18 protein-coding genes are annotated in these 21,732 nt (G+C 33.9%); 2 read left to right on the plus strand and 16 right to left on the minus strand.

The genetic code is table 11. The features are described from left to right. From WBF61_RS04140 to WBF61_RS04205, 14 genes are all read right to left on the minus strand, one after another. Positions 1 to 185 (minus strand): YkvA family protein (locus WBF61_RS04140; RefSeq protein WP_424254170.1); only part of this gene is annotated, 185 nt, incomplete at its 3' end. A gap of 299 nt (positions 186 to 484) precedes the next feature. Next, complete coding sequence (locus WBF61_RS04145; RefSeq protein WP_424254171.1) at positions 485 to 2,161, minus strand: formate--tetrahydrofolate ligase; 1,677 nt, start codon at positions 2,159 to 2,161, stop codon at positions 485 to 487. Between the two features lie 35 nt (positions 2,162 to 2,196). Continuing rightward, the gene (locus WBF61_RS04150; RefSeq protein ID WP_424254173.1) at positions 2,197 to 2,823 is read right to left on the minus strand and encodes a cyclodeaminase/cyclohydrolase family protein; all 627 of its coding nucleotides are present in this window, start codon (positions 2,821 to 2,823) and stop codon (positions 2,197 to 2,199) included. 50 nt (positions 2,824 to 2,873) lie between these two features. Next, the gene (locus WBF61_RS04155) at positions 2,874 to 3,788 is read right to left on the minus strand and encodes a TSUP family transporter (RefSeq protein WP_424254174.1); all 915 of its coding nucleotides are present in this window, start codon (positions 3,786 to 3,788) and stop codon (positions 2,874 to 2,876) included. Positions 3,789 to 3,867: 79 nt separating this feature from the next. Next, entirely contained in the window at positions 3,868 to 4,845 is a 978-nt protein-coding gene (gene ftcD / locus WBF61_RS04160; RefSeq protein ID WP_424254176.1) for a glutamate formimidoyltransferase, read from the minus strand. 57 nt (positions 4,846 to 4,902) lie between these two features. Then, entirely contained in the window at positions 4,903 to 6,264 is a 1,362-nt protein-coding gene (locus WBF61_RS04165; RefSeq protein ID WP_424254178.1) for a bifunctional folylpolyglutamate synthase/dihydrofolate synthase, read from the minus strand. Positions 6,265 to 6,306: 42 nt separating this feature from the next. After that, positions 6,307 to 6,846 carry a folate family ECF transporter S component gene (locus tag WBF61_RS04170; protein WP_424254180.1) on the minus strand — a complete coding sequence of 180 codons (540 nt, stop codon included), beginning with the start codon at positions 6,844 to 6,846 and terminating at the stop codon, positions 6,307 to 6,309. A gap of 33 nt (positions 6,847 to 6,879) precedes the next feature. Beyond that, positions 6,880 to 7,719 (minus strand): formate/nitrite transporter family protein, encoded by an 840-nt coding sequence (locus tag WBF61_RS04175; RefSeq protein WP_424254182.1) that lies wholly within the window; start codon positions 7,717 to 7,719, stop codon positions 6,880 to 6,882. A gap of 35 nt (positions 7,720 to 7,754) precedes the next feature. Next, positions 7,755 to 8,609 carry a bifunctional 5,10-methylenetetrahydrofolate dehydrogenase/5,10-methenyltetrahydrofolate cyclohydrolase gene (locus WBF61_RS04180; protein ID WP_424254184.1) on the minus strand — a complete coding sequence of 285 codons (855 nt, stop codon included), beginning with the start codon at positions 8,607 to 8,609 and terminating at the stop codon, positions 7,755 to 7,757. Between the two features lie 176 nt (positions 8,610 to 8,785). Continuing rightward, the gene (locus tag WBF61_RS04185) at positions 8,786 to 11,788 is read right to left on the minus strand and encodes an AAA family ATPase (RefSeq protein ID WP_424254186.1); all 3,003 of its coding nucleotides are present in this window, start codon (positions 11,786 to 11,788) and stop codon (positions 8,786 to 8,788) included. Positions 11,789 to 12,051: 263 nt separating this feature from the next. Then, the gene (locus tag WBF61_RS04190; protein ID WP_424254188.1) at positions 12,052 to 13,842 is read right to left on the minus strand and encodes an ABC transporter ATP-binding protein; all 1,791 of its coding nucleotides are present in this window, start codon (positions 13,840 to 13,842) and stop codon (positions 12,052 to 12,054) included. Next, positions 13,842 to 15,596: an ABC transporter ATP-binding protein gene (locus WBF61_RS04195; RefSeq protein ID WP_424254190.1), complete on the minus strand. Its 1,755-nt coding sequence runs from the start codon at positions 15,594 to 15,596 to the stop codon at positions 13,842 to 13,844. The genes WBF61_RS04190 and WBF61_RS04195 overlap by 1 nt, the downstream gene beginning before the upstream one ends. A gap of 85 nt (positions 15,597 to 15,681) precedes the next feature. After that, the gene (locus WBF61_RS04200; protein ID WP_424254192.1) at positions 15,682 to 15,960 is read right to left on the minus strand and encodes an ArsR/SmtB family transcription factor; all 279 of its coding nucleotides are present in this window, start codon (positions 15,958 to 15,960) and stop codon (positions 15,682 to 15,684) included. Positions 15,961 to 16,064: 104 nt separating this feature from the next. Then, the gene (locus WBF61_RS04205) at positions 16,065 to 18,185 is read right to left on the minus strand and encodes a DNA topoisomerase 3 (protein WP_424254194.1); all 2,121 of its coding nucleotides are present in this window, start codon (positions 18,183 to 18,185) and stop codon (positions 16,065 to 16,067) included. Between the two features lie 384 nt (positions 18,186 to 18,569). Between WBF61_RS04205 and WBF61_RS04210 the strand changes: the two genes are divergently transcribed. Next, positions 18,570 to 19,136 (plus strand): plasmid pRiA4b ORF-3 family protein, encoded by a 567-nt coding sequence (locus WBF61_RS04210; protein ID WP_424254196.1) that lies wholly within the window; start codon positions 18,570 to 18,572, stop codon positions 19,134 to 19,136. A gap of 44 nt (positions 19,137 to 19,180) precedes the next feature. On the opposite strand, the gene fghA is transcribed toward WBF61_RS04210, so the two are convergent. Together fghA and WBF61_RS04220 are read right to left on the minus strand one after the other, a co-directional pair. Then, on the minus strand, positions 19,181 to 20,026 hold the full coding sequence (fghA, locus tag WBF61_RS04215) for an S-formylglutathione hydrolase (RefSeq protein WP_424254198.1): 846 nt from the start codon (positions 20,024 to 20,026) through the stop codon (positions 19,181 to 19,183). 37 nt (positions 20,027 to 20,063) lie between these two features. Further along, complete coding sequence (locus WBF61_RS04220; protein ID WP_424254200.1) at positions 20,064 to 21,176, minus strand: S-(hydroxymethyl)glutathione dehydrogenase/class III alcohol dehydrogenase; 1,113 nt, start codon at positions 21,174 to 21,176, stop codon at positions 20,064 to 20,066. Positions 21,177 to 21,401: 225 nt separating this feature from the next. Here WBF61_RS04220 and WBF61_RS04225 point away from each other — a divergent pair. Continuing rightward, positions 21,402 to 21,732, plus strand: a 331-nt coding sequence (locus WBF61_RS04225; RefSeq protein WP_424254202.1) for a hypothetical protein, incomplete at its 3' end; no start/stop codon positions are given.

Here is a 21,732-nt window from a genome sequence, read left to right on the forward strand (position 1 = left end):
GCATAACCTGCTAGAGGAATAAAATCTGGAATAAAATCAATAGGACTAATAATGTAGAGCACTACCCCCACTGCCATAACTTTCTTCTTATTGCTTATATTCTTATCAAAAAGAGCAGTGATGATTGGTTTTATTTGAAATAAAGATGGTTTCTTTTGTTTATTTATTGCTTTCATTTTCATCATCCTTTATCTTTAGTCTTGAGGGACATGAAATGGGAGCCAGGTTATTCTCTACTGCTACATCCTACGAGTAGCTAATTTCACCGAAGAGGTTAGCTAGTTTCAAACGGCCTGAATGTATTTCTTCTATGTGCTTAGTATAAGTAAAATAAGTATTTATTTAATCAGTCTAAAGTAGGAATATTATTCTAGTGTTGGTATAATCGTTAGACAACATTCTACTTATCTGTAAATCACACCGTTCTAATAAAATAAAAAAAAACGGTAAAGAATAGAGTGTATTCTTTGCCGCCTTTTCTTTTTTAGAACAAACCTATAATCTCTCCAGCTTCGTCCACATCAATATTTTCAGATGCTGGAACTTTTGGTAACCCAGGCATTGTCATGATTGCACCTGTTAAAGCTACGATAAATCCAGCTCCTGCTGATACTTTTAAGTTTTTGATAGTAATCATAAAGCCTTTTGGATTACCTAACAAATTTTTATCATCTGAGAAAGAATATTGTGTTTTAGCTACACATAGTGGTAGGTTTCCATATCCATTTTCAGTTAATACTTTCAACTCTTTTTTAGCTTCTGCTGAATACTCTACTCCATCGCCACCATAAATTTTCGTTACGAGTTTGTGTAGTTTTTCTTCGATTGTATCTTCCGATTCATAAACAAACTTAAAGTTGCTTTCTCCATCGGCTAATTTTTTAACAACATCCGCCATTTCTAATCCGCCTTCTCCGCCTTTTGCCCATACGTCAGATAAAACTGCAGGAACATTCATTTCTTGACAGGCTTTTAAAACAACATCAATTTCAGCTTGTGTATCTGTAGGGAATTTATTAATTGAAACAACTAAAGGCAACCCAAAAACATCTCGCATATTGCTAATGTGTTTCAACATATTGGGTAGACCTGCTTTAACTGCCTCTATATTCTCTTCTGCTAGCTGCTGTTTCTTCACGCCGCCATGCATTTTAAGTGCTCGAATCGTTGCCACTAAAACAACAGCATCTGGTTTTAGATTCGCATTCCTACATTTGATGTCAATGAACTTTTCAGCTCCTAAATCAGCACCAAATCCTGCTTCAGTAACGACATAGTCTGCATATTTCAAAGCTGTCTTTGTTGCAATCACACTATTACACCCATGGGCAATATTAGCAAATGGTCCACCGTGAATAATGGCTGGTGTGTGCTCTAACGTTTGAACAATATTAGGACGGATGGCATCTTTCAATAAAGCTGTCATTGCGCCTTCAGCTTTTAACTCACCAGCGGTAACTTGTTTGCCTGTTCTTGAATACCCAATAACGACTCGTTTAATTCTCGCTTTCAAATCATCTAATCCATCGGCTAAACAAAGAATAGCCATAATTTCTGAAGCCACTGTAATATCATAACCATCTTCTCTTGGGACACCATTCATTTTACCGTTTAAACCGTCGACAACATGACGCAATTGACGATCGTTCATGTCAACAACCCGTTTCCAAGTAATTCGTCTACTATCAATATCGAGACTATTGCCATGAAAAATGTGGTTATCTATCAAAGCAGCAAGTAAGTTATTAGCTGCTCCTATAGCATGAAAATCACCAGTAAAGTGTAAATTAATATCCTCCATCGGAACGACTTGTGCATAACCACCCCCAGCGGCTCCACCCTTCACTCCGAATACAGGGCCTAATGAAGGTTCTCTTAAAGCAACAACAACCTTTTCCCCTTGTTTATGCAGAGCATCTGCCAATCCAACAGACATAGTTGTTTTCCCTTCTCCAGCTGCCGTTGGAGTAATAGCCGTTACCAAAATCAACTTGCCATTTGGTTGGTCTTTCAATCTTTCTAATTCATTAATATCGAGTTTTGCTTTATATTTCCCATACATATCTAATGAATCTGAATGGATACCTAATTTTTCTGCCACTTCAACAATTGGCTTCATTGTATTTTTTTTTGCGATCTCAATGTCTGTTAGAAAAGTCATTTGTACTGCCCCCTATAAAATTGTCTTCTTTTTAATTATAGTGATTTCTCAATCTCATCATAGATTTCGTCAGCTATTTTGATGCCCTCTGCTAGGATAGCTTTTCCTCTATTCGTGTAGTCCTCTTTAAATGTTTCATCTTTTACTCCACTTAAATTAATGCGGACATTTAACCAAGCTCCACATAAACCCGCTTTCATTGTTAATGCAGCAACGCCTAAATCACTTGCCGCATTTGTGTTCGACTTGCCAACTGCTTTAGCTGTTAAATGAATCCCTTCTAATATAAATTCCATTGTTTCAAAAGGAATCTCTGTTGCATATTTCAATGCTGCTTGCATTGCCGCACGACGATTTTGTTTATCTTCATCCGTTTGTTTTGGTAAATCAAAGACTGCAGAAACTTGGTTAAATGCTTCAGTATCGCGATCAATGCATTCCATTAAATTTGTGTTAACGGCTTTCATTTCTTCAAGAACAAGTTCCATCTCATTATTATACTCTGCATACTTCGGTTTGCCAATTGTTAATTCTGCAACCATACGTGTTAAAGCTGCTCCGACTCCTGCAACTAGTGCAGATGCTGAACCACCTCCTGGTGCTGGCTCATTTGATCCTAATTTCCCTATAAATTCTGTAATGGTTAAGTCAACAAGTTGCATGATAATCCTCCTATAGTTTGTTTTTTTAAATTTTTAGTTTATTCTACTGTTTATTCTGTTGCGTTTACTTTTTCTATAGTTATATCAGCTTTTTTTTTCGTACTTTTAATTGCTGATCTAAACATCATAAGAGCTGTATAGATAACAACAATAAACACTAATATTTTTAATACATTGATAGGCAATGACTTAACAATGAATGCTGCCACTAAAACACCTAATACACCAAATATGCTGTAAGCAAGTGAAGCTTTACGGTGATACATGCCTTCTTTGATAAATTTTGCAGATGCAACAGGTTGTAGAAAAGCTGTTGAACCCATCATTAGAGGAAAAGCAACTAACGGAGATAATCCTATAGCAAATGATAATGCCATAATTGGAGCGTACATTCCAATACCAACGCAGTTTGTGATGCCTAAGATAAAACAAACCGTACAGCCAATAACTAGTTTAACTCCTCTTAATCCGATTGCTGCTCCTCCCATTGGGAAAATATTTAAAAATCCAGCAAGCATTAAGAAAGCAACAATTACTAAGGCTGCGCCCATCGCAAATTGGATCTTTACTTCGGGCAACTTAGAAACAATACTTGCTCCAAAATATGCCCCTAACATTGAGAATCCAATCATTAAGACTAACGTTAAAATATCTACTTTAACAAGTGTCATGAATATGAGTGCTTCCATTACAACTGACGTTGTCGTTGCGACATTTAGAGTACCAGGAATCATTTTGTCGGGCATTAACTTACCTAGTTTAAAAACGGATGTTGACGTAGCAAAACTTCCAATACCTAATGTATCAAAAAAATTAGCAATAAAGCCTATTACTGAAAATGTGACAAAATTGCTTCCTTCTTCTAGCTTGCCATCTTTTTTCGCTTTTCTGTAGTCTTGAATAAAAATAATCAAAAAGTAAATCGTTAAAAGAACCAATAAGCCTAATATAATTTTTATTTCCATTATTCTCGTTCCTCTCTAAGAAGAATAGTATAGATAAAGAGAGGCGGCTACTTAACTTTCACCGCCAATACAAGGACCATCAATCTATATGGTACTCAATAATTGATTCTTTTTTGAATCCTTCTAAGCCCATATTCTTTTCTAGTACTTTAATCATACCATCGTAGTCTTTTCCATCGAAATCATATCCATAATGTTTTGCAGCTTCTACGATATATTTTAATTTAACCGGTCCTACTAAACCTGTACTGATAACTTTTGTTCCATCTTTTTCAGCTTCTGTATTTACCCACTCGCTAAGCATAGCTAATGGTGTTTCGTTAGCATCAAAAACGTTCATTGAAACAGCTGTACCAGGATGTCCTTCGTCTTTAAAGCCGACACTTTTAATTGAAGCCCAACCGTGTTCAGGACTTTTTACTAACTTCGCAATTTTTTTAGCAATGCTAACATCTTCAGATTCTACATAAACGTTATACGCTGTTAAACCTTCAAGATCAGAACTAACCGTACATGCACCCATTTTAGGATCTAATTCTCCATTTACACTCAAATCTGGTTTTCTTTCCTCATATTTTTCATGATTTTTATCTTCTAAAATAGCTTTTAATCCTTCATATTGCCCACGACGTATGTTTGTATTTGATTTTTTATATTCTGTACGTGCGTTTTGTCCAGAAAAATAAACAGGAACTTTAAAATGATCATGTAAAGATTGTCCTAACTTTTCGGCTAATTCAGTTGTTTCTTCTAATGTCATATCACCTAATGGAAAGACTGGCATTGTGTCTAATGCGCCAATACGAGGATGATCGCCTTTTTGGACTTCCATATCAATAAATTTGTATAATTGCTCAGCTAATTTTAACATCGTTTCTTCACAGTACTCTGGATCACAGATATAAGTTAATACGGTTCTGTTAAAGTTCGCCTCTGGTTCAACAGCTACAATTTTAACAGATTTCACATTTTTAACTGCTTCAACCGCAGCGTTAATGCCTTCCATATTTTTACCATCACTAAAGTTTGGTACGCACAATACATGTTTCTTACTCATCATTTATTCCTCCTATAGTTCTATTTTTTTACTACCCTAACTATATAATGTAAGCGTCTACAAAACGTCTATTGCAAATTCTTTTGTTCTTTTTTCTTTAAAATAAATCGACGTTTGACTAAATTTTTTACGAACATCAGAAATGAAGTACAATGAACCTGTAATCAGCAAGGCTTCGTCTTCTTTTACTTCTGATAAAGTCTTAAAAACTGCCTCTTCCCAGTTAGGGTAAACTTGATGAACTACTGAAGCTAGTTTAGCTAGTTCTTTAACCGGTCGAGCTTTATCATTGTAGAAAGATGTTAATATGAGCTCACTATTTGGAATATCTTCTAACAAAGTTAACATACCGACAATATCTTTCGTATCAATTGCGGCAAATATTATTTTCAATTTTTTATTTTTAAATTGATTTCCGATAAATGATGAGCTTATATTTTCTTTTAATTTATAAATAGCCGGAACATTATGTGCGCCATCTATAATAACTAATGGACTTTCTGATAAAGTTTCCATCCTTCCCGCAATAAATGCCCTTTCTAGCCCCTCTTTAATCTGATTTTGTGTATAGACTATTTTTTCTTTTTCCATATAGACTTGAAACAGCTGTATCGCAAGGGCTGCATTGTCTATTTGATGTCTTCCCGTTAAAGAAGTATGAAGAGACTCTAGAATAGCAGTTTCATTTCTAAAAATAAAATCCCCTTGATTCCCCTCTAGTTGAACTTGATATTCTTCATTAAATCGGTAGAGTTTAGCTTGTTTATCTTTTGCTCTATTTTGAATAACCACCATCGCTTCTTGAGGTATATTTCCCGTTACTACAGGACAATTTTTTTTGATGATACCTGCTTTTTGAGTTGCTATTTCTTCTATTGTATCTCCTAAGATATCTATATGATCTAATCCTATCGTTATAATTCCAGAAACAACCGGTATTTTAATAACATTTGTACAGTCTAATAACCCACCTAAACCAACTTCAACAACCGCAACATCTACTTCTTCTTTCAGAAAATAATCAAACATCATTGCTGTAATGACTTCAAATTCAGTAATCCCATGCAACTCAGAATCGGTCGCATCCATCTCATTTATAATCGGGATTACTTTATTAACTAGCTGAATTAACTCTTCATTAGAAATAGGTTCTCCATTTATACTAATGCGTTCATTGAATAAAATGATATAAGGAGATGTAAAGGTTCCTACTTTCATCTTTTTTGCTAAAAACATTTCCTGAAGATACGTAACAGTTGATCCTTTTCCATTCGTTCCAGCAACATGAATCGTCTTTAACTCATCTTGAGGATTACCTAATTGCTTTAATAAGTACCGTATACGAGATAAGCCAGGGCGAACACCAAAGTGAGTCCGTCCGTGAATCCAATCTAACGCTTCAGCATACGTTTTTATCATTTAATTCTCCCCCCTTTTTGTCCAATTATTTAATTTAAACGATTATCTATTCTTCTTGCCAAAAAACTGATGCACAAATTTCAAATTTGAATAGAGTAATCCTACATTAATTGGATAAAGTATCACTGTTTTAATGATACGCGGTATAGCAAATAAATTAGTTTGGTACATTATATTTAGCCAGATCGGTGTTAAAATTAAGCTAATGACGATATCTACAATCAAAACAGTAATGGCTACACGTCTCAAGGTAACAGGCTTTTTATATAAGAATAGTCCGTAAATCGCGGCCGCCACACCCATGTTTAATGTAAATCCTGGAAAGAAAAATCCGTTTGGTCTCAAAAAGAAACCCAGTACATCAGCAAGTATTGCTGCTCCTCCTGCTCGTATAGGACCAAAAAGATAAGCCATTATCGCAATAGGTAAGAAAGCAAAACCTATTTCAATTGTTGTTCCTATTGGAATAGTTATTTGATTCAAGACAATGTTTAAAGCGATGAACATAGCGGTCATAGTTAATTTTTGTGTTGAAGAGTACGGTGTTTCATTTTGTTTGATTAAATCTTTTTGCGTGATCATGATGCTACCCCTTTTCATTCATTTTTTTTAAACCTATTTCTCTAATTCTGTAGATAAAGATGAATCAAGTAGTCTTTCTCTAGAAAGAGATTCTTTTTTTATTTTCTCAGTCTTTTTCACATAGGCTATTGAGTAAAATAAACTAACAAATATGCTGCCGCCTACAGCATTTCCTAAAAAAACTGGAATAATATTTTGTATAAATGCCATCCATGATAACGAACCTGCAAAAATAGCTGCTGGAATGATAAAGAAATTAGCTACAACGTGTTGAAAACCAATGAGAACAAAGACCATTACTGGAAACCAAATAGCTAGTATTTTCCCAGAAAAACTTTTTGTCCCGTAACATAACCAAACGGACATTCCAACTAACCAATTACAGCCAATCCCTGAAATAAAAGCTATCAAGAATGAATCACCCACTTTAGCTTGTGCCACAGCAATTGTTTTCTCCAATACTACTCCTTCTGTTAATCCTAAAATATGACCAAAAAAGTAAGCAACAAAAAGTGCACCAATTAAATTAAAGAAAGCAACAATTCCCCAATTTTTCAACATATCTAAAAATGAAATTTTTTTATTGATATATGACATACTAACAACCATCATATTGCCTGTTAACAACTCTCCTCCACCTAATAAAATTAGTATTAATCCGATTGGAAACACACCCGCACCGATAAAAGTAGATAACCCTCCCCATTCTGCCGGTAATGTTCCAGTAATACGGATATACGCCAAGTAACCGATAGAAATAAATGCACCTCCGACAAAAGCTAGTAAACTTTCTTTTCCGATAGGTGTGTTCACTTTAGATACACCTTTTTCTACAGTTAGTTGCGCAATTTCTTGTGGATTAAAATCCGTCATTTTTTTATTCCTCCTTTTTTATCCTGTCATTTCAACTAGTCTTTTTTTTCCGTATCAGCAGAACGCAAGGCGTTCCTTGCTAATACAGTGGTAGTTATTAATCCAATCCCTCCTGGAACAGGCGTTATAAATTCACATTTTTCTTTAACTTCCTCAAAACAAACATCTCCACTAATTTCACCTCGTTCGTCTACAGAAATTCCTACATCAATCACAATAGCTTTGCTCGATATAAAGTCTTCCCTAATTAATCCTTTTTTTCCGGTAGCAGAAATAATTATGTCTGCCTCTAAACAGCTTTTCTTCAGATCTTTTGTATGAATATTTACAGTCGTTACTGTAGCTCCTCGATTTAACAATAAAACAGTTAATGGTTTACCGATCGCTGAACTTTGACCAACAACCACAATTCTTCGTCCTAAAATGTCTATTTTGTAATAAGAAAGCAATTCCAATACCGCAATAGGTGTACAAGGTAAGTGTGTGCTATTATTTTCAAGAATAATATTTCCCAAATTATATGGCGTCATCCCATCTATATCTTTAATGGGATTAAGACATTTCCCTATAATGCATTCATCTAGCTGGTTTGGTAAAGGACGCAACACTAGAATCCCATGTATGTGTTTATCCTCATTTTTCTTTTTCATTTCTATTATTAGTTTTTCTTGCGAAATTTCAGCCGGATATGCAGAAACGATACAGTTAATCTCTATTCTTTTGAACATTTTCTTTACTGCTGCTTCATAAGCAAGAGCATCCCTCTTTGTTCCAACTCGAATGATTTCAACTGTTGGCATGATATTCTTTATCCTTAGTTTTTCTCTATCAATGAGCATCTTTTCCATTAAAGCGGTTGAAACAACTTCTCCATCCATAATGGTCGCCATTTTATCAGCCTTCCTTTACTTATTGATTTTATTATCTTTATCCTACCTTCGAAGCATCTACAAAACGTCAAAAAAATAGTCTTCTCATCGTTAATTTGATATTTTTTGTTGTATTTTCTAAAAATAAAAAAGAATCAGTTATAATCAACTGATTCTTTCGGTTAGAGCGATAAAATTTAATTTGAGTAACTATTATCTATCTCCTGAGTACTTACTTTCTTAATTGGATGTTTTTTTAAATACCCCTCAAATAATTGAGTTGCTTGTTTATCTTCTTGAGATAACAACATTACTTTTGCTTTCCATTCATTAATATAAACTCTTTCTTTTGGAACATTTAAAAGCTTAGCGTGTTTGATTGCTTTTTTTATAAATTCTAATGCTTTTTGGTATCGGTGCTCTTCTATCATAATATAGGACATATATATTTCTGCAATAGACTGACTCATATTGAACTCTATTTTTTCATAGGTCTTCATTGCTCGTTTTAAATATTGTTTTGCTTGCTTATAATCACCAATCTCAAAAAGAGCCACACCTATATTTGTTTCAAAAAGTGAAATGCTAATCCAACTTTTTTTCTCTTCGCAAAGATAAATTGCTTTTCTATAATAGTAAATAGCTTCTTCATATCCGCCTGCTGCAATCCTTATATCTCCAATATTATTGTAGCAAGCTGCAATAGTTAAGCAATATTTTTCGAATAGTTCTTCTGAATTTGTAAAATGAGTAATCCCTCGTTGAAGATATTTTTCCGCATTTATATAATCTCTATTCATCAGCGCATACATTCCACGGTAACGATGAATCAATCCTTGTTCTTCTTTCTCAAATTCTTTTCTCAATACTTCATCCATATTTTCGATATAACTTTTCATAATATGCGTATTTTCCGTTTGAATACAATAACACATCATCTGTTCGTGTCCACCTAACAAATATTTTTTCAATTTATACTTTTTTGCTAAACTTAATAATTGTTGAATGTCTCTTAATCCTTTCGTGTAATCGCCTTTCCTGATCATTGCTCGTCCACATAAGAATAAAATATTTGCTTCTAAAATAGCCATCTCTTTTGACTCATTTTGCTCTCTTTTAACTATGAATAAGCGATCTTTCAGTTCATCTAACATACGGTCTACATCATCTTCATTAATATACAATTTACGGAAATAATCTTCATCATAATGAATAATCGGAAAGCGTTCATGTACGAAACTAAGGAGCATATCCATTCTTTTAACTTGATAGCGCAATGTCTCTAAATGATTACTCGCTTTTTCAAAGTGATAAATTAATTTGAAATAAATATTTAAGTCTCCTAAATTTTCTTTTAATTCTTTTTCATACTGCTTTCCAACCCGGTTATGCAATACCGTTTTCTTAGCAGAAGATAAAGAAGTGTAAATAAATTCTCTTAATTTTTGATGGTTAAATGCGTAGCTGATATTGTTTCCCATCGTTAACTCGACTAACAGCCTTTTTTTTACTAAATTTTCCGCTTGATAGATAATTTCTAGTTCGTCTAATGGAACAAATTCTTTTAATATACGCAACGGTACTTCATCATAAAATAATGAACTAACTTCTATAATGCGTTTTTCATTTTCGGTAAGATCTAAGAATCGCTTTTGTAAAACATCCATCATTTTTGCAGACATTTCATCTGGATTTTCATTATTTACCAACACCTGTAAGTATTCTGTAAGAAAAAATGCATTTCCTTTTGTTTCAGAATAAATCTTCTCATGTGACTTTTCATTTAACTGGTTTCCAGGTAACGACCGGTCAATAAAGCGTTTGTTTTCATCTTCAGTAAACGTTTTTAATAGTATGTGATTCATATTCGTTTGTTCTTTAGTATTTGCAATAAATTTATCTAATTCTGTGTTTTTTTCATTCCTACTTAACACTATAAATAGACAAGAAACTAACTCATTATTTATTAACAAACTCGTTAATAATGTTAAACTTGCTGCATCCATCCAGTGAATATCTTCAAAAATAATCATCATTTTCTTTTTTGAGGATACATGTTTAATAATTTCATTAATTATTTCTTCAAAACCATACATTTTTTGATAGGTGTGAGGCGTTTCTTTTTCACTTCGTTGAGTCGTCCATTCTCCTCTAACTTCAGGGATAAATTCTGATAAAGCATTCATTAAAAATAAAGGAATGGAGATAGCTTCTTCATGAGCGATTTTTACAATTTCTAGTATGACCATCTTCCAAGCCTTTAAAGAATAACTGCTCTCAAATTGGTAGCACTTCACTTCAATTATTCGACAATCTTCTTTTTTATTTTTATTCAAGAATTGCTCTTTAAGCCTAGTCTTACCGACTCCCATTTCACCTCTGATTAGAAATGATGAGTTGCTATTTTTTTTTATAAATGCACTATAACTTTTTTGAAATAAACGAATTTCTCTGTCTCTTCCAAAGAAAAAACGTTCTGAAGAAACTTTTTCTTCACGTTTATTCATTAAGTCTAATACTTCTGTATAGATAACTTCAGTCTCGTCATCTGGGATAATAGCAAGTTCCTTACTTAAAAAATCAGATAACTCATTATATAGTTGAATTGCACTGGAATACTTTTGCTGTTCCTTATAGCAACTCATCAATTCTTTATAAGCTTCTTCATCAAATTCATCTGCTTTAATGGATAATTTACAATATAGTTCTAACTGTTCGTACTGTTGATTATCTTTAGCTTTTTGCCTATTAAACCTTAGTCTATCTAGATAAATACTTTTTGTTTCTTCTCTAAGTTGATCTATCCATAAGTCGAAATTTTCTGCACCTTTTATCGAGCACCCTTTTAAGAACTCACCACCATAGCTCGTTAACTCATCAGTATTCCTGATAAATGTATCATAGTCACATAATAGATTAACACCTGATTGAATCGCCACACTAGAAAGTCCATCGTAAATCAATAAGTCATAGGCATGAAAGAGTTTCTTCAGTGTATATAAAGCATTTCGCAAATTTTTCTTTGCAACTCGATCTTCCATATTTGCCCATAATAGCAATGATAATTCATCTCTAGTTGCTCGTTTATTCACAACCAAATAACAAAAAAGTGCCTGTATTTTTCCATATGGAAATAACAAGGCTTCTCCATCAATTGTCGTACGGAAATTACCGAATAATTGAACCTTAATGGATTCCATAGTATCCACTCCTTTAACTTTGTAAGCGTTTTACCTGTCGACTTTATTATAATGAAAAAAGCTATTAAAGACTAGTAGAATATTATCTTTTGGTTCTTTAGGTCTATCTCGTTTTCCACTATTTGATTGAAACAATCCTTTAAAATAGATTCGTTTTTTTAACTGATAATTAGTCTAAAAAAAATAACCTCCAAAGATTAGAATAATGTCTAATCCTTGGAAATCATTGTAGTCATTCTTATTTCTTAGCATCGAGTTATTTTTTATAAATCGCCTGTTTTTTCTTGATAGGTTTGTAATTGATACATATCAAAATAAGCACCTTTTTTATCAATTAATTCATCATGACTGCCTTGTTCAACAATCTCGCCATTACTTAATACTAAAATTTTATCCGCATCTTTAATTGTAGATAGCCGGTGAGCAATAATTAATGACGTCCGATTTTTACGCATATTAGCTAAGCCTTTTTGAATTTTCCCTTCAGTCTCAGTATCAATATTGGCAGTCGCTTCATCTAAGATTAGGATTTTTGGCGAACGTAAAATTGTTCTCGCAAAACTGATCAATTGCTTTTCTCCAGCAGATAAACTTGCCCCACGTTCGATAACTTTTGATGCATACCCTTCATCCATTTTAGAAATAAAATCATCCGCATAAACAAATTCAGCTGCTCTCTTAACTTCTTCATCCGTATATGACTTATCGTACATACGGATATTATCCGCAACATTTCCATAAAATAAGAAGCTATCTTGTAAAACTAAGCCCATTTCGGTTCTAAGAACTTCTATCGGCATATCTTTTAAAGAATAGCCATCTATCATGATTTCTCCTTCATGGTATTCATAAAATCGCATTAGTACATTAATAATTGAACTTTTCCCTGATCCTGTTTGTCCTACCAAAGCAACTGTTTGACCTGGTTTCACCTCAAAACTAATATTACGCAAAACTTGTTTCTTTCCATCATATGAAAAGTTTAAGTTGTTTACTTTAATGTGTCCATTTGTAATCAGACCTTTTTCTTCTTTTGTTGACTGAGGAGCAAGTTCATCACTTTTTAGCAATTCTTGTACTCGATGTCCAGCAACAATTCCATCTTGTAACGAACTTAGACTATTCATCATTTGACTAATTGGCTGGAAAAACGAGCGCGAATAGGCCGTAAACGCATAGACAAGTCCTATATCAACTGCATTCGAACTCCAATCTTGGTAACCGAAAATCAGCAAAACGGCTACTAAAGCAACCGATTCAATCACATTAATAGCTGGTGCCAATAATAACGCATTCATACTATACATTGAGCGACGAGAATCTACATACTCTTGATTAATCTCATCAAATTCTTTTATAAAATTCTCTTCTTGATGGTATTTTTGAATAATGCTCATGCCACTAATTGATTCACTTAAACTAGCATTTAGTTGACCCAATACACCCCTCATACGGCTATAAACAAGCGTACTTTTTTTACGATAAACGCCTGCCATCCATATAATAAAGGGAATAAAAAAGAGAAAGACTAATGCCATTCGCCAATTTAGCGCAAACATTGCGATGGTAATTGAAACTACACTAAAAAATCCATTAGATAAGTTCAAAAACACTGTCCAAAATTCTTTAATCGTTTCAGTGTCATTCGTTACTCTCGAAACAACCGTACCTGCTGGAGTTTGATCAAAATATCTCATTCCCAACGAACCTACTTTTTCATACAAACGATTCCGAATATTTCCTACCGTTCTTTCTGAAGCAGTATTAAAAAGAAAATCCTTTCCGTAAGAAAATAATGCTTTAAGGAGCGTTAAGATTCCATAAAATGTAACCACGCGAATCGTTATTTCCATTGTAGCTGTTCCTTTTGCTAGATACGTATCAATATATCGTTGAATTATGATAGGCAGATACGCAGCTATTGCTGAACTTAATGCTAAAAACACAAAAGAAATAATGAAAAGGAACTTATGTGGCTTCGCAAAACGCATCAAAGTAAGTAGGACTTGCCCTGACTCTTTAGTGGAAAAGGCTGTTTGATTTTGAGTTGCCATTACATTCCCTCCCCATCTAATTTTTTCTCAAGTTGTTGTTTCTGATACATGTCATTGTACCAACCATTTATCCCGATTAACTCTTGGTGAGTCCCACGTTCACTCATCTCACCTTTTTCCATTACAATAATCTCATCTGCATGCATGATCGAACTAATGCGATGAGCTGAAATGATGGTTGTTTTATGGCGTCGCTCTTGTTTTAATAAACTTAAAATAGTTTCTTCTGTCTGTGCGTCTACAGCTGACAGAGAATCATCTAGAATCAAACATTCTGGATCAACAGCTAGTGCTCGTGCAATAGCAATTCGTTGCTTTTGACCTCCAGATAAAGAGACACCTCTTTCTCCAACTTTTGTATCATATCCTTCAGGAAATTGTAAAATATCTTCGTGAATATTAGCTAAGCGTGCATACTTTTCAACTTCTTCTTGAGATAACGATGGATTTCCAAATCGAATATTCTCACGAATCGTAGTTGAAAATAAAAAGTTTTCTTGCGGAACAATAGCTATTCCTTTTTTTAACGATTCTAATGCGTAATCTTTTATATTTATATTGTTATAAGAAATCATTCCTTCATAATGATCGTAATCGCGTAATAACAATTTATATAACGTACTTTTCCCAGAACCTGTTCTGCCAACTACTCCTAACATTTTTCCTTTTTCTAATTGAAAAGAAATATCAGTCAACGTAGGATGTGCATCATCAGGATAGGTAAAAGAGTGAATATCAAAGTGGATGTCACCATCTAATGGTTGGTAAACAGCTTCTTTTTTCTCAACAACAGAAGGAGTATAGTCCAATAAAGCTTCCACTCTATCATATGCAGCACTTCCACGTTCAAGGGTGTTAATTAGTCCTCCTACTGCTAATAAAGGCCACTGCATCATGCCGATATAACTAATAAAAGCTACTAAATCTCCAATAGAAATACGACCAATTTGTACAAAATTACCGCCAACTAATAAAGCAATTACATAAGTTAAGCCCATAATAATTTCAATACTTGGACTTAAAGCAGCTTTTAACTTATAGACTCGTTGATTCTTATCTACTACTTTTTTTGTTTCTTCTTTGAATGCAGTATAGTCTTCTTTCTCTTCACCGAATGTTTTAAGAACTTTCATGCCTGTTACACTTTCTTGAACATGATTATTCATAGAAGAAAATGCTTGTAGTGCATCTTTGTATCGTGCATGAATCATCTTACCTAAATAAGTTGAAACAAAAATCAAAATAGGCAATGGCAAAATAGTCATTAGCGTCAGTTTCCAGTCAATAAAAAAGAACATGGAAAAGAGTGTGATTCCACCTAAAGATAAGGCATCTGTTAAGGTTAAGACTCCATCTGCGGCAACAAAGCGGATTGCAGCCAAGTCATTTGTCGCATGAGCCATTAAATCTCCTGTCCGGTATTTCTGAAAAAATTCAGTATCCATCCGTGTGAAAAATGAAAATAAACGATTGCGTAATATAGACTCAATCAAAGTTGAGTTTCCAAATAAAGCCATTCTCCAACCATATCGCAATGCGTACATGGTTAATGAGAAAATAAGTATTAAGGATACAAAAAAAAGTAATATCTTCCAATTTAGTGTTCCTGCAATAAAGTGATCAATTATAGTCCCAATAATTTTGGGATTCATCACTTGCAAAATGGCACAAATAATTAAAGCTATTACACCGAAAGTATAACTTTTCCAGCGTAACTTAAAAAACCACCCGTATTTATTAAACGTATCAAACAATTATTTCATCCCTTTCATTTTATCCTCCACATTACATGTAGGATTTCACTTCCTTGTAAACAGTGTGTTGTTGGTTCGTCTCACCTTATTCATTTACCGAAGTAAACTTTTCAGTAGCCGCTATTAGTTGAACTATTTTCATTTTATTTAAAAAATAATGGTGCCAAGTTCCAGTTTTCTCTACCGTCACTAAATTCGCAGCTACAAGTACATTTATATGATGAGATAAAGTCGGTTGTGTAAAATCAAATTTTTCCAAGATATCACACGCACATAACTCCCCGTGAGAAAGCATCTCTATAATTTTGACACGTTTAGGATCAGATAATGCCTTCATCACTTTTGCATAAGATTCAAAATCCATACATCAACCTCTTTTCTCTATTTTTACCACTTTACTAATATAGATGATATTCTATCTATCTGCAACTTTTTTTTACTCATTAGGCTGTTAAATTATTTTTCCTTTTATTTATAGGGTTTAAACAGTAATTTATAATCCTCTGTCAACAATAAAGCAGCTGAAAAAGTTTTTCCATCTTTTTTCTTAAATCCTTTTAATAGTTGCGTTTCTTTAACTGTTATTAAACTTCTTATCATAGCTTCAGACAACGTTTTTCCTACATAGCGTTTTGGAAGGGTAAAGGTGCATCCGTTACTGTATCCACTACAACCAAAAAGTTTTCCCTTGTCCACTATCGATTGTCCACATTCAGGACACTTCGCGATTTCCTGTTTACTTTGACTAAAGTTACTCTTATGAGCAGACCAATCATGGCTTTCAATAACTTGCGCACTTGAAATTAAGGTATGATGAATAAACTTTTCAATATTTGCTAAGAAAGCTTCTTGAGTCCCTTCTTCATTTTTTATTTTCTTTAAATAATTTTCCCACTTGGCAGTCATCTCAGGGCTGCTTAAAAGTGTATCTGCAACTGCTTGGCACAAAATTGTTCCTTTTGGTGTGACCGTCACATTATTTTTTTCACTGATAATATACTGTTGCTTTTTTAGGGTTTCTAGAACATTTGCCCTTGTTGCTTCTGTTCCAATTCCCTCTGTTTCTTTTAATATCTCTTTTTCTTTCTTATTTTCTAGTTCTTTTCCACATGTTTTCATAGCGGTAATCAAAGTACCTTCTGTATACAGTTTTGGCGGTGTAGTGAAACCTTCTGAGGTGGAAAGTTCCGCTTCAATTGCTTCATTTTTTTGTACAAATGGTAACTCCGTATGTTCTTTTTTATCTGAACTCTCTCTAGCTGGATATTCTAACTTACGCCAGCCTTTATCTATTATAGTACGTCCTTTACTAATAAAAGGAAGCGACTTAACATCGACTGTAATAGTTGTTTCATCATACTTAAAGTCTGTTTCAAACATCCCTAGTGTTCGTCTCAAAACTGTAAAATAGATGTTTTTTTGAATAGTGGTTAATTTGCCTAACTCTTTTTGTGTTGGTATCTTTTTAGTTGGTATAACGGCATAATGCTCTTGAACTTTTGACCCGTCAACATAACGTTTCCGTTTGCTTACATTGGGCTGTTTAATCGTATAGTTTAATAGACCTTGGTAATCTTCAAGATTTTCTAGTAAGTAGCGAAATTCTGAGTCAGTAATGTGCCGACAATCGCTTCGAGGATAACTGATAATTTTAGCTTCATAAAGGAATTGAACCTGCTTCAATGTATCTGCTGGACTCACTTTATACTTCTTATTTATAAGACTTTGTAAATCACTTAAAGAAAAGAGTAGCAGCGAAGGCTTGGAGATATGTTTCATTTCAACATTAGAGATAACTCCCGGATTATTAGCCACTAATTGACATTTTTTGATCAATTGTTGTAGCTCTTTTTTTGAAGGAAACTTTTCATTGTATTTAGCCTTAAATACTCCATTCGCAGCTTTTATTGTTGCAAATAGCTCATAAAATACTTCAGGGACAAAATTCTCAATTTCTTTTTGTCTAGTATAAATTAGATATAAGGTTGGTGTTTGAACACGTCCAACACTAAACACACCTTCATTTATTCCTTTTTTTTGTAACGTCAGAGTATACATACGGGATAGATTCATCCCAATTAACCAATCGCTTATTTGTCTTGTTTGGGCTTCAATATAAGAGGAATAGTACTCTTTTCCCTCTCTTAAATTTGAAAATCCTTTTTGTATTTCATCAGATTCTAGTGAATTAATCCATAGTCGTTTAATTTCTTTATTGCCAACTTGTGCTTGATTAATAATCGAACGAGCAATATTTTCTCCCTCTCGATCGCTATCCGTAGCAATAATAATTCTTTCTGCTTCTTTTAGTAATTTTTTTACGATAGTAAATTGTTTCGCTTTTCCTTGTCCAACTTTAAATTTAAATGTTTGTGGAATGATAGGCAGTTCTTTCATATTCCATTTTTTCCATTCCTCTTTGTATTCTTCTGGAGAAGCTAACTCAACTAAATGGCCAAAACCCCAAGTAATGATATCATTGGATGGATTTAACACAATGTACCCCTCTTTTTTTGAAAACTTACCAAAGGATTCAGCGTATGCTAAAGCTTGAGATGGTTTTTCTGCGAGTATTAATGTCAATCCCATTCTCTATTCGTCCCCTTTACTTTTAACGTAACTATTTTATTAATCTCTTTAAGTTTATGCAATCGTTAGTCAGTTTTTTTAAACTAGTTAGGATTATCTCATCTGAGTATAACTTAAATCGTATGTATAATTTACTATAGTAACACTTTTTATCATTTTTGTAGTCACACTAGGCGTTCCTCTTTAATAAATAGCATAAGCATTTTAACAGATTAATTAAGCGCCTGATTGTTTGAATTCCTTTGTTAAAAGAGATACGTCTTTGTTCTAAAATAAGTTGTTTTTCTATGCCTACGCTATACGATTGTATATTTTATTGTTATAGTTATATATCAAGAAACTCATTATCATTCATTATTAATTATAAGAAAAGGATGTGCTCGGATGATTTTTCAATTTAAAATTGCTTTACTAGACGTTGGTGTCCCTGTATGGCGTAGAGTTCAAGTAAACAGCGAATCTACTTTTCTTGAATTACACGAAGTTATTCAAGTTAGTTTTGACTGGTATGACTCTCACTTACACAATTTTTCTATTCGTAAATCAAATGGAGAGCCCGTTCAAAACATCTCTATCGAGCCTGATAATGACTATCAAGGTCCTAACTCTGATAGCGGCTGGGGACAATTTTCATCTTCTATTAAAAAATTAGGTGAGGATGAAACTCTGGATAAGTGGTTTAAAAAAGAGAAAGATCGAATTATTTATACCTATGATTTTGGTGATGACTGGGAGCACGAGATTGTTTTAGAGAAAATAGTGAAACCTGACCCTAAAACACACTACCCTATTTGTTTAAAAGCAAAAAATGATGCACCTGAAGAAAATAGCCGTGGAGATTTAATAGACGGCGATTCATTCTTAATTAATCCTGATGCAAAGGAAATTCTTCAAGAAATTAATGGTTTATTAGGGGAAGGATTTTCTCCTTCAAAACTAGATTCATTCTAAAAAAGCAGCATCACCAATTAACTGGTGATGCTGCCTTTTTTAGCTTAATGTGAAACTGAATGTGATAAATGAAATTCCAAATGTTCTTCAATAAAGGTCGCTATCGTATAGTAACTATGGTCATGACCTTTTTGCATTCGAAGGGTCAGTGGATAGTTTTTTTCTTTTGCAAGAGACTCTATCTTAGACGGTTGCAACTGTTTTTCATAAAACGAATCTGCATCACCTTGATCAATTAAGATGGGAATTTTTCTGTTAGTAGAATTCTTCAACAACTCCAACGCATCCCATTCAAGCCAATTTTTTTTATCTTCACCTAAATATTCACCAAAAGCTTTTATCCCCCAAGGAACTTGACTAGGATTAACAATTGGAGCAAATGCTGAAATGGATTGGAATCGTTCTGGATTGCGTAAACCAATGACTAGTGCTCCATGTCCACCCATAGAATGACCAGAGATAAACTCTTTTCCAGTCAATTCAAATTGCTCATGTGCGATTGTTGATAATTCTTTGGTAATGTAATCATACATCTTATAGTGTTTTGCCCAAGGTTCTTGAGTCGCATTAATATAAAAACCTGCTCCTTGCCCCAAATCATAATCAGCTGAATCAGCGATACTTTCCCCTCTCGGACTCGTATCTGGCATAATCATAGCTATACCTAATTTTGCAGCTGCTTTTTGCGCACCTGCTTTATGTGTGAAGTTATCATCTGAACACGTCAAACCAGATAACCACCATAGCAAAGGCGGATTAGGAAATGTCTCTTTATTCGGTAAAAACAAACTGAAGGTCATTGGACAACCTAAAGTTGTTGAATGATGGCGATATTTATATTGGACCCCATCAAAACTAACGTGTTTCTCGAGTTGTTCTAATTCCTGCATTCTTTTTTCCTCCTTAAATTCATTTCAATGGACTAATTTAATTATAAGAAAGGACGGTACGAATTGACTCACCTTTATGCAGCAAATCAAAAGCTTCATTTATTTTATCGAATGGTAAAGTATGGGTGATGAATGGATCCAATTGAATAGTACCTTTCATTGCTTCCTCAACCATCCCGGGTAATTCTGTACGTCCTTTTACTCCACCAAATGCTGAACCGCGCCATACTCGTCCAGTCACTAGTTGGAAAGGTCTTGTACTAATTTCTTCTCCGGCTCCAGCAACACCAATAATAACACTTTCTCCCCAGCCTTTATGACAACATTCTAGCGCTGAACGCATCACATCTACGTTTCCAATACATTCGAAACTATAATCTACTCCACCATCCGTCATTTCAACTATCACTTCTTGGATAGGACGGTCGTATTCTTTTGGATTAACAAAATCTGTTGCCCCTAATTCTTTAGCTAATGTAAATTTGTCTGGATTTGTATCAACCACAATAATACGTCCAGCTTTTTGTTTTACAGCACCTTGAATAACGGCTAAACCAATCGCTCCTAAACCAAAAATAGCAATGGTATCTCCTTCAGTTACTTTAGCTGCATTAGTTACTGCACCTATTCCAGTTGTAACACCACAGCCTAGTAAACAAACTTTTTCTAATGGAGCTTCTGGGTTAACTTTTGCTAAAGAAATTTCAGAAACAACCGTGTATTCACTAAATGTGCTTGTTCCCATATAATGGTAGATTGGTTCACCTTTGTATGAAAAACGAGTAGTTCCATCAGGCATTAGTCCCTTACCTTGTGTCTCACGAATGGCTTGACAGAGATTCGTTTTACCTGATAAACAAAACTTGCACTTGCCGCATTCAGGCGTATATAAAGGAATAACATGATCTCCTGGTTCAACAGATGTGACACCTTCTCCGACTTCTACAACAATTCCGCCACCTTCATGACCCAATACAGCAGGAAAAACACCTTCTGGATCTGTACCCGATAATGTATACGCATCTGTATGACAAACAGCTGTATCGGTAATTCTAATTAATACTTCCCCTTTTTTTGGTCCTTCTACATCGATTTCTACTATTTCAAGAGGTTGGCCTGGACCAAACGCAACTGCTGCACGTGATTTCATATTTATTAATCTCCTTTTATGGTTAGTTTTATTTCTTTTATTTCTTTAAATTATACTCTGAAAAATATTTTATAGATAAATCATACCACGCCTCTGTTATCGGAACAACTTGATTGAATTTCACTAACAAAAAAATCAGTCTAAAGCCGGTAGAAAATCTACTTTAAAATGGTATACTACTTACCGACACTAAAGACAGAATAAGAGAAAGAGGTGACAAATAGAATGAGAAATATCCGATTAAAAATTCAAAAGTTCATGGTTGGAAGATATGGTATGGATAAACTGTCAACTTTTTTATTGTATCTAGGTTTGGCTTTAGTTTTATTATTTAACCTATTAAATTTACCAATTGGAGGTTTTATCGGTTGGCTAGCTGTTATTATTAGCTACTCTCGAGCACTTTCTAAAAATCGTCCAAAACGATATATCGAAAACCAAAAATATTTAACCGCTAGTCGTCGTTGGAAGCAAAAATTTAATCAATTGCGCAATAAGTTTTATCAGCGCAAACAATATAAATATTTAGCTTGTCCTAATTGTAAAAAGAAATTAA

It is taken from the genome of Carnobacterium sp. (genome assembly GCF_049673005.1).
In the GTDB taxonomy this organism is placed as follows: domain Bacteria; phylum Bacillota; class Bacilli; order Lactobacillales; family Carnobacteriaceae; genus Carnobacterium_A.

Coding starts and splice junctions, on each gene's coding strand:
- WBF61_RS04145 (WP_424254171.1), bottom strand. CDS start 2,161: ATGACTTTTCTAACAGACATTGAGATCGCAAAAAAAAATACAATGAAG.
- WBF61_RS04150 (WP_424254173.1), bottom strand. CDS start 2,823: ATGCAACTTGTTGACTTAACCATTACAGAATTTATAGGGAAATTAGGA.
- WBF61_RS04155 (WP_424254174.1), bottom strand. CDS start 3,788: ATGGAAATAAAAATTATATTAGGCTTATTGGTTCTTTTAACGATTTAC.
- ftcD (WP_424254176.1), bottom strand. CDS start 4,845: ATGAGTAAGAAACATGTATTGTGCGTACCAAACTTTAGTGATGGTAAA.
- WBF61_RS04165 (WP_424254178.1), bottom strand. CDS start 6,264: ATGATAAAAACGTATGCTGAAGCGTTAGATTGGATTCACGGACGGACT.
- WBF61_RS04170 (WP_424254180.1), bottom strand. CDS start 6,846: ATGATCACGCAAAAAGATTTAATCAAACAAAATGAAACACCGTACTCT.
- WBF61_RS04175 (WP_424254182.1), bottom strand. CDS start 7,719: ATGACGGATTTTAATCCACAAGAAATTGCGCAACTAACTGTAGAAAAA.
- WBF61_RS04180 (WP_424254184.1), bottom strand. CDS start 8,609: ATGGCGACCATTATGGATGGAGAAGTTGTTTCAACCGCTTTAATGGAA.
- WBF61_RS04185 (WP_424254186.1), bottom strand. CDS start 11,788: ATGGAATCCATTAAGGTTCAATTATTCGGTAATTTCCGTACGACAATT.
- WBF61_RS04190 (WP_424254188.1), bottom strand. CDS start 13,842: ATGGCAACTCAAAATCAAACAGCCTTTTCCACTAAAGAGTCAGGGCAA.
- WBF61_RS04200 (WP_424254192.1), bottom strand. CDS start 15,960: ATGGATTTTGAATCTTATGCAAAAGTGATGAAGGCATTATCTGATCCT.
- WBF61_RS04205 (WP_424254194.1), bottom strand. CDS start 18,185: ATGGGATTGACATTAATACTCGCAGAAAAACCATCTCAAGCTTTAGCA.
- WBF61_RS04210 (WP_424254196.1), top strand. CDS start 18,570: ATGATTTTTCAATTTAAAATTGCTTTACTAGACGTTGGTGTCCCTGTA.
- fghA (WP_424254198.1), bottom strand. CDS start 20,026: ATGCAGGAATTAGAACAACTCGAGAAACACGTTAGTTTTGATGGGGTC.
- WBF61_RS04220 (WP_424254200.1), bottom strand. CDS start 21,176: ATGAAATCACGTGCAGCAGTTGCGTTTGGTCCAGGCCAACCTCTTGAA.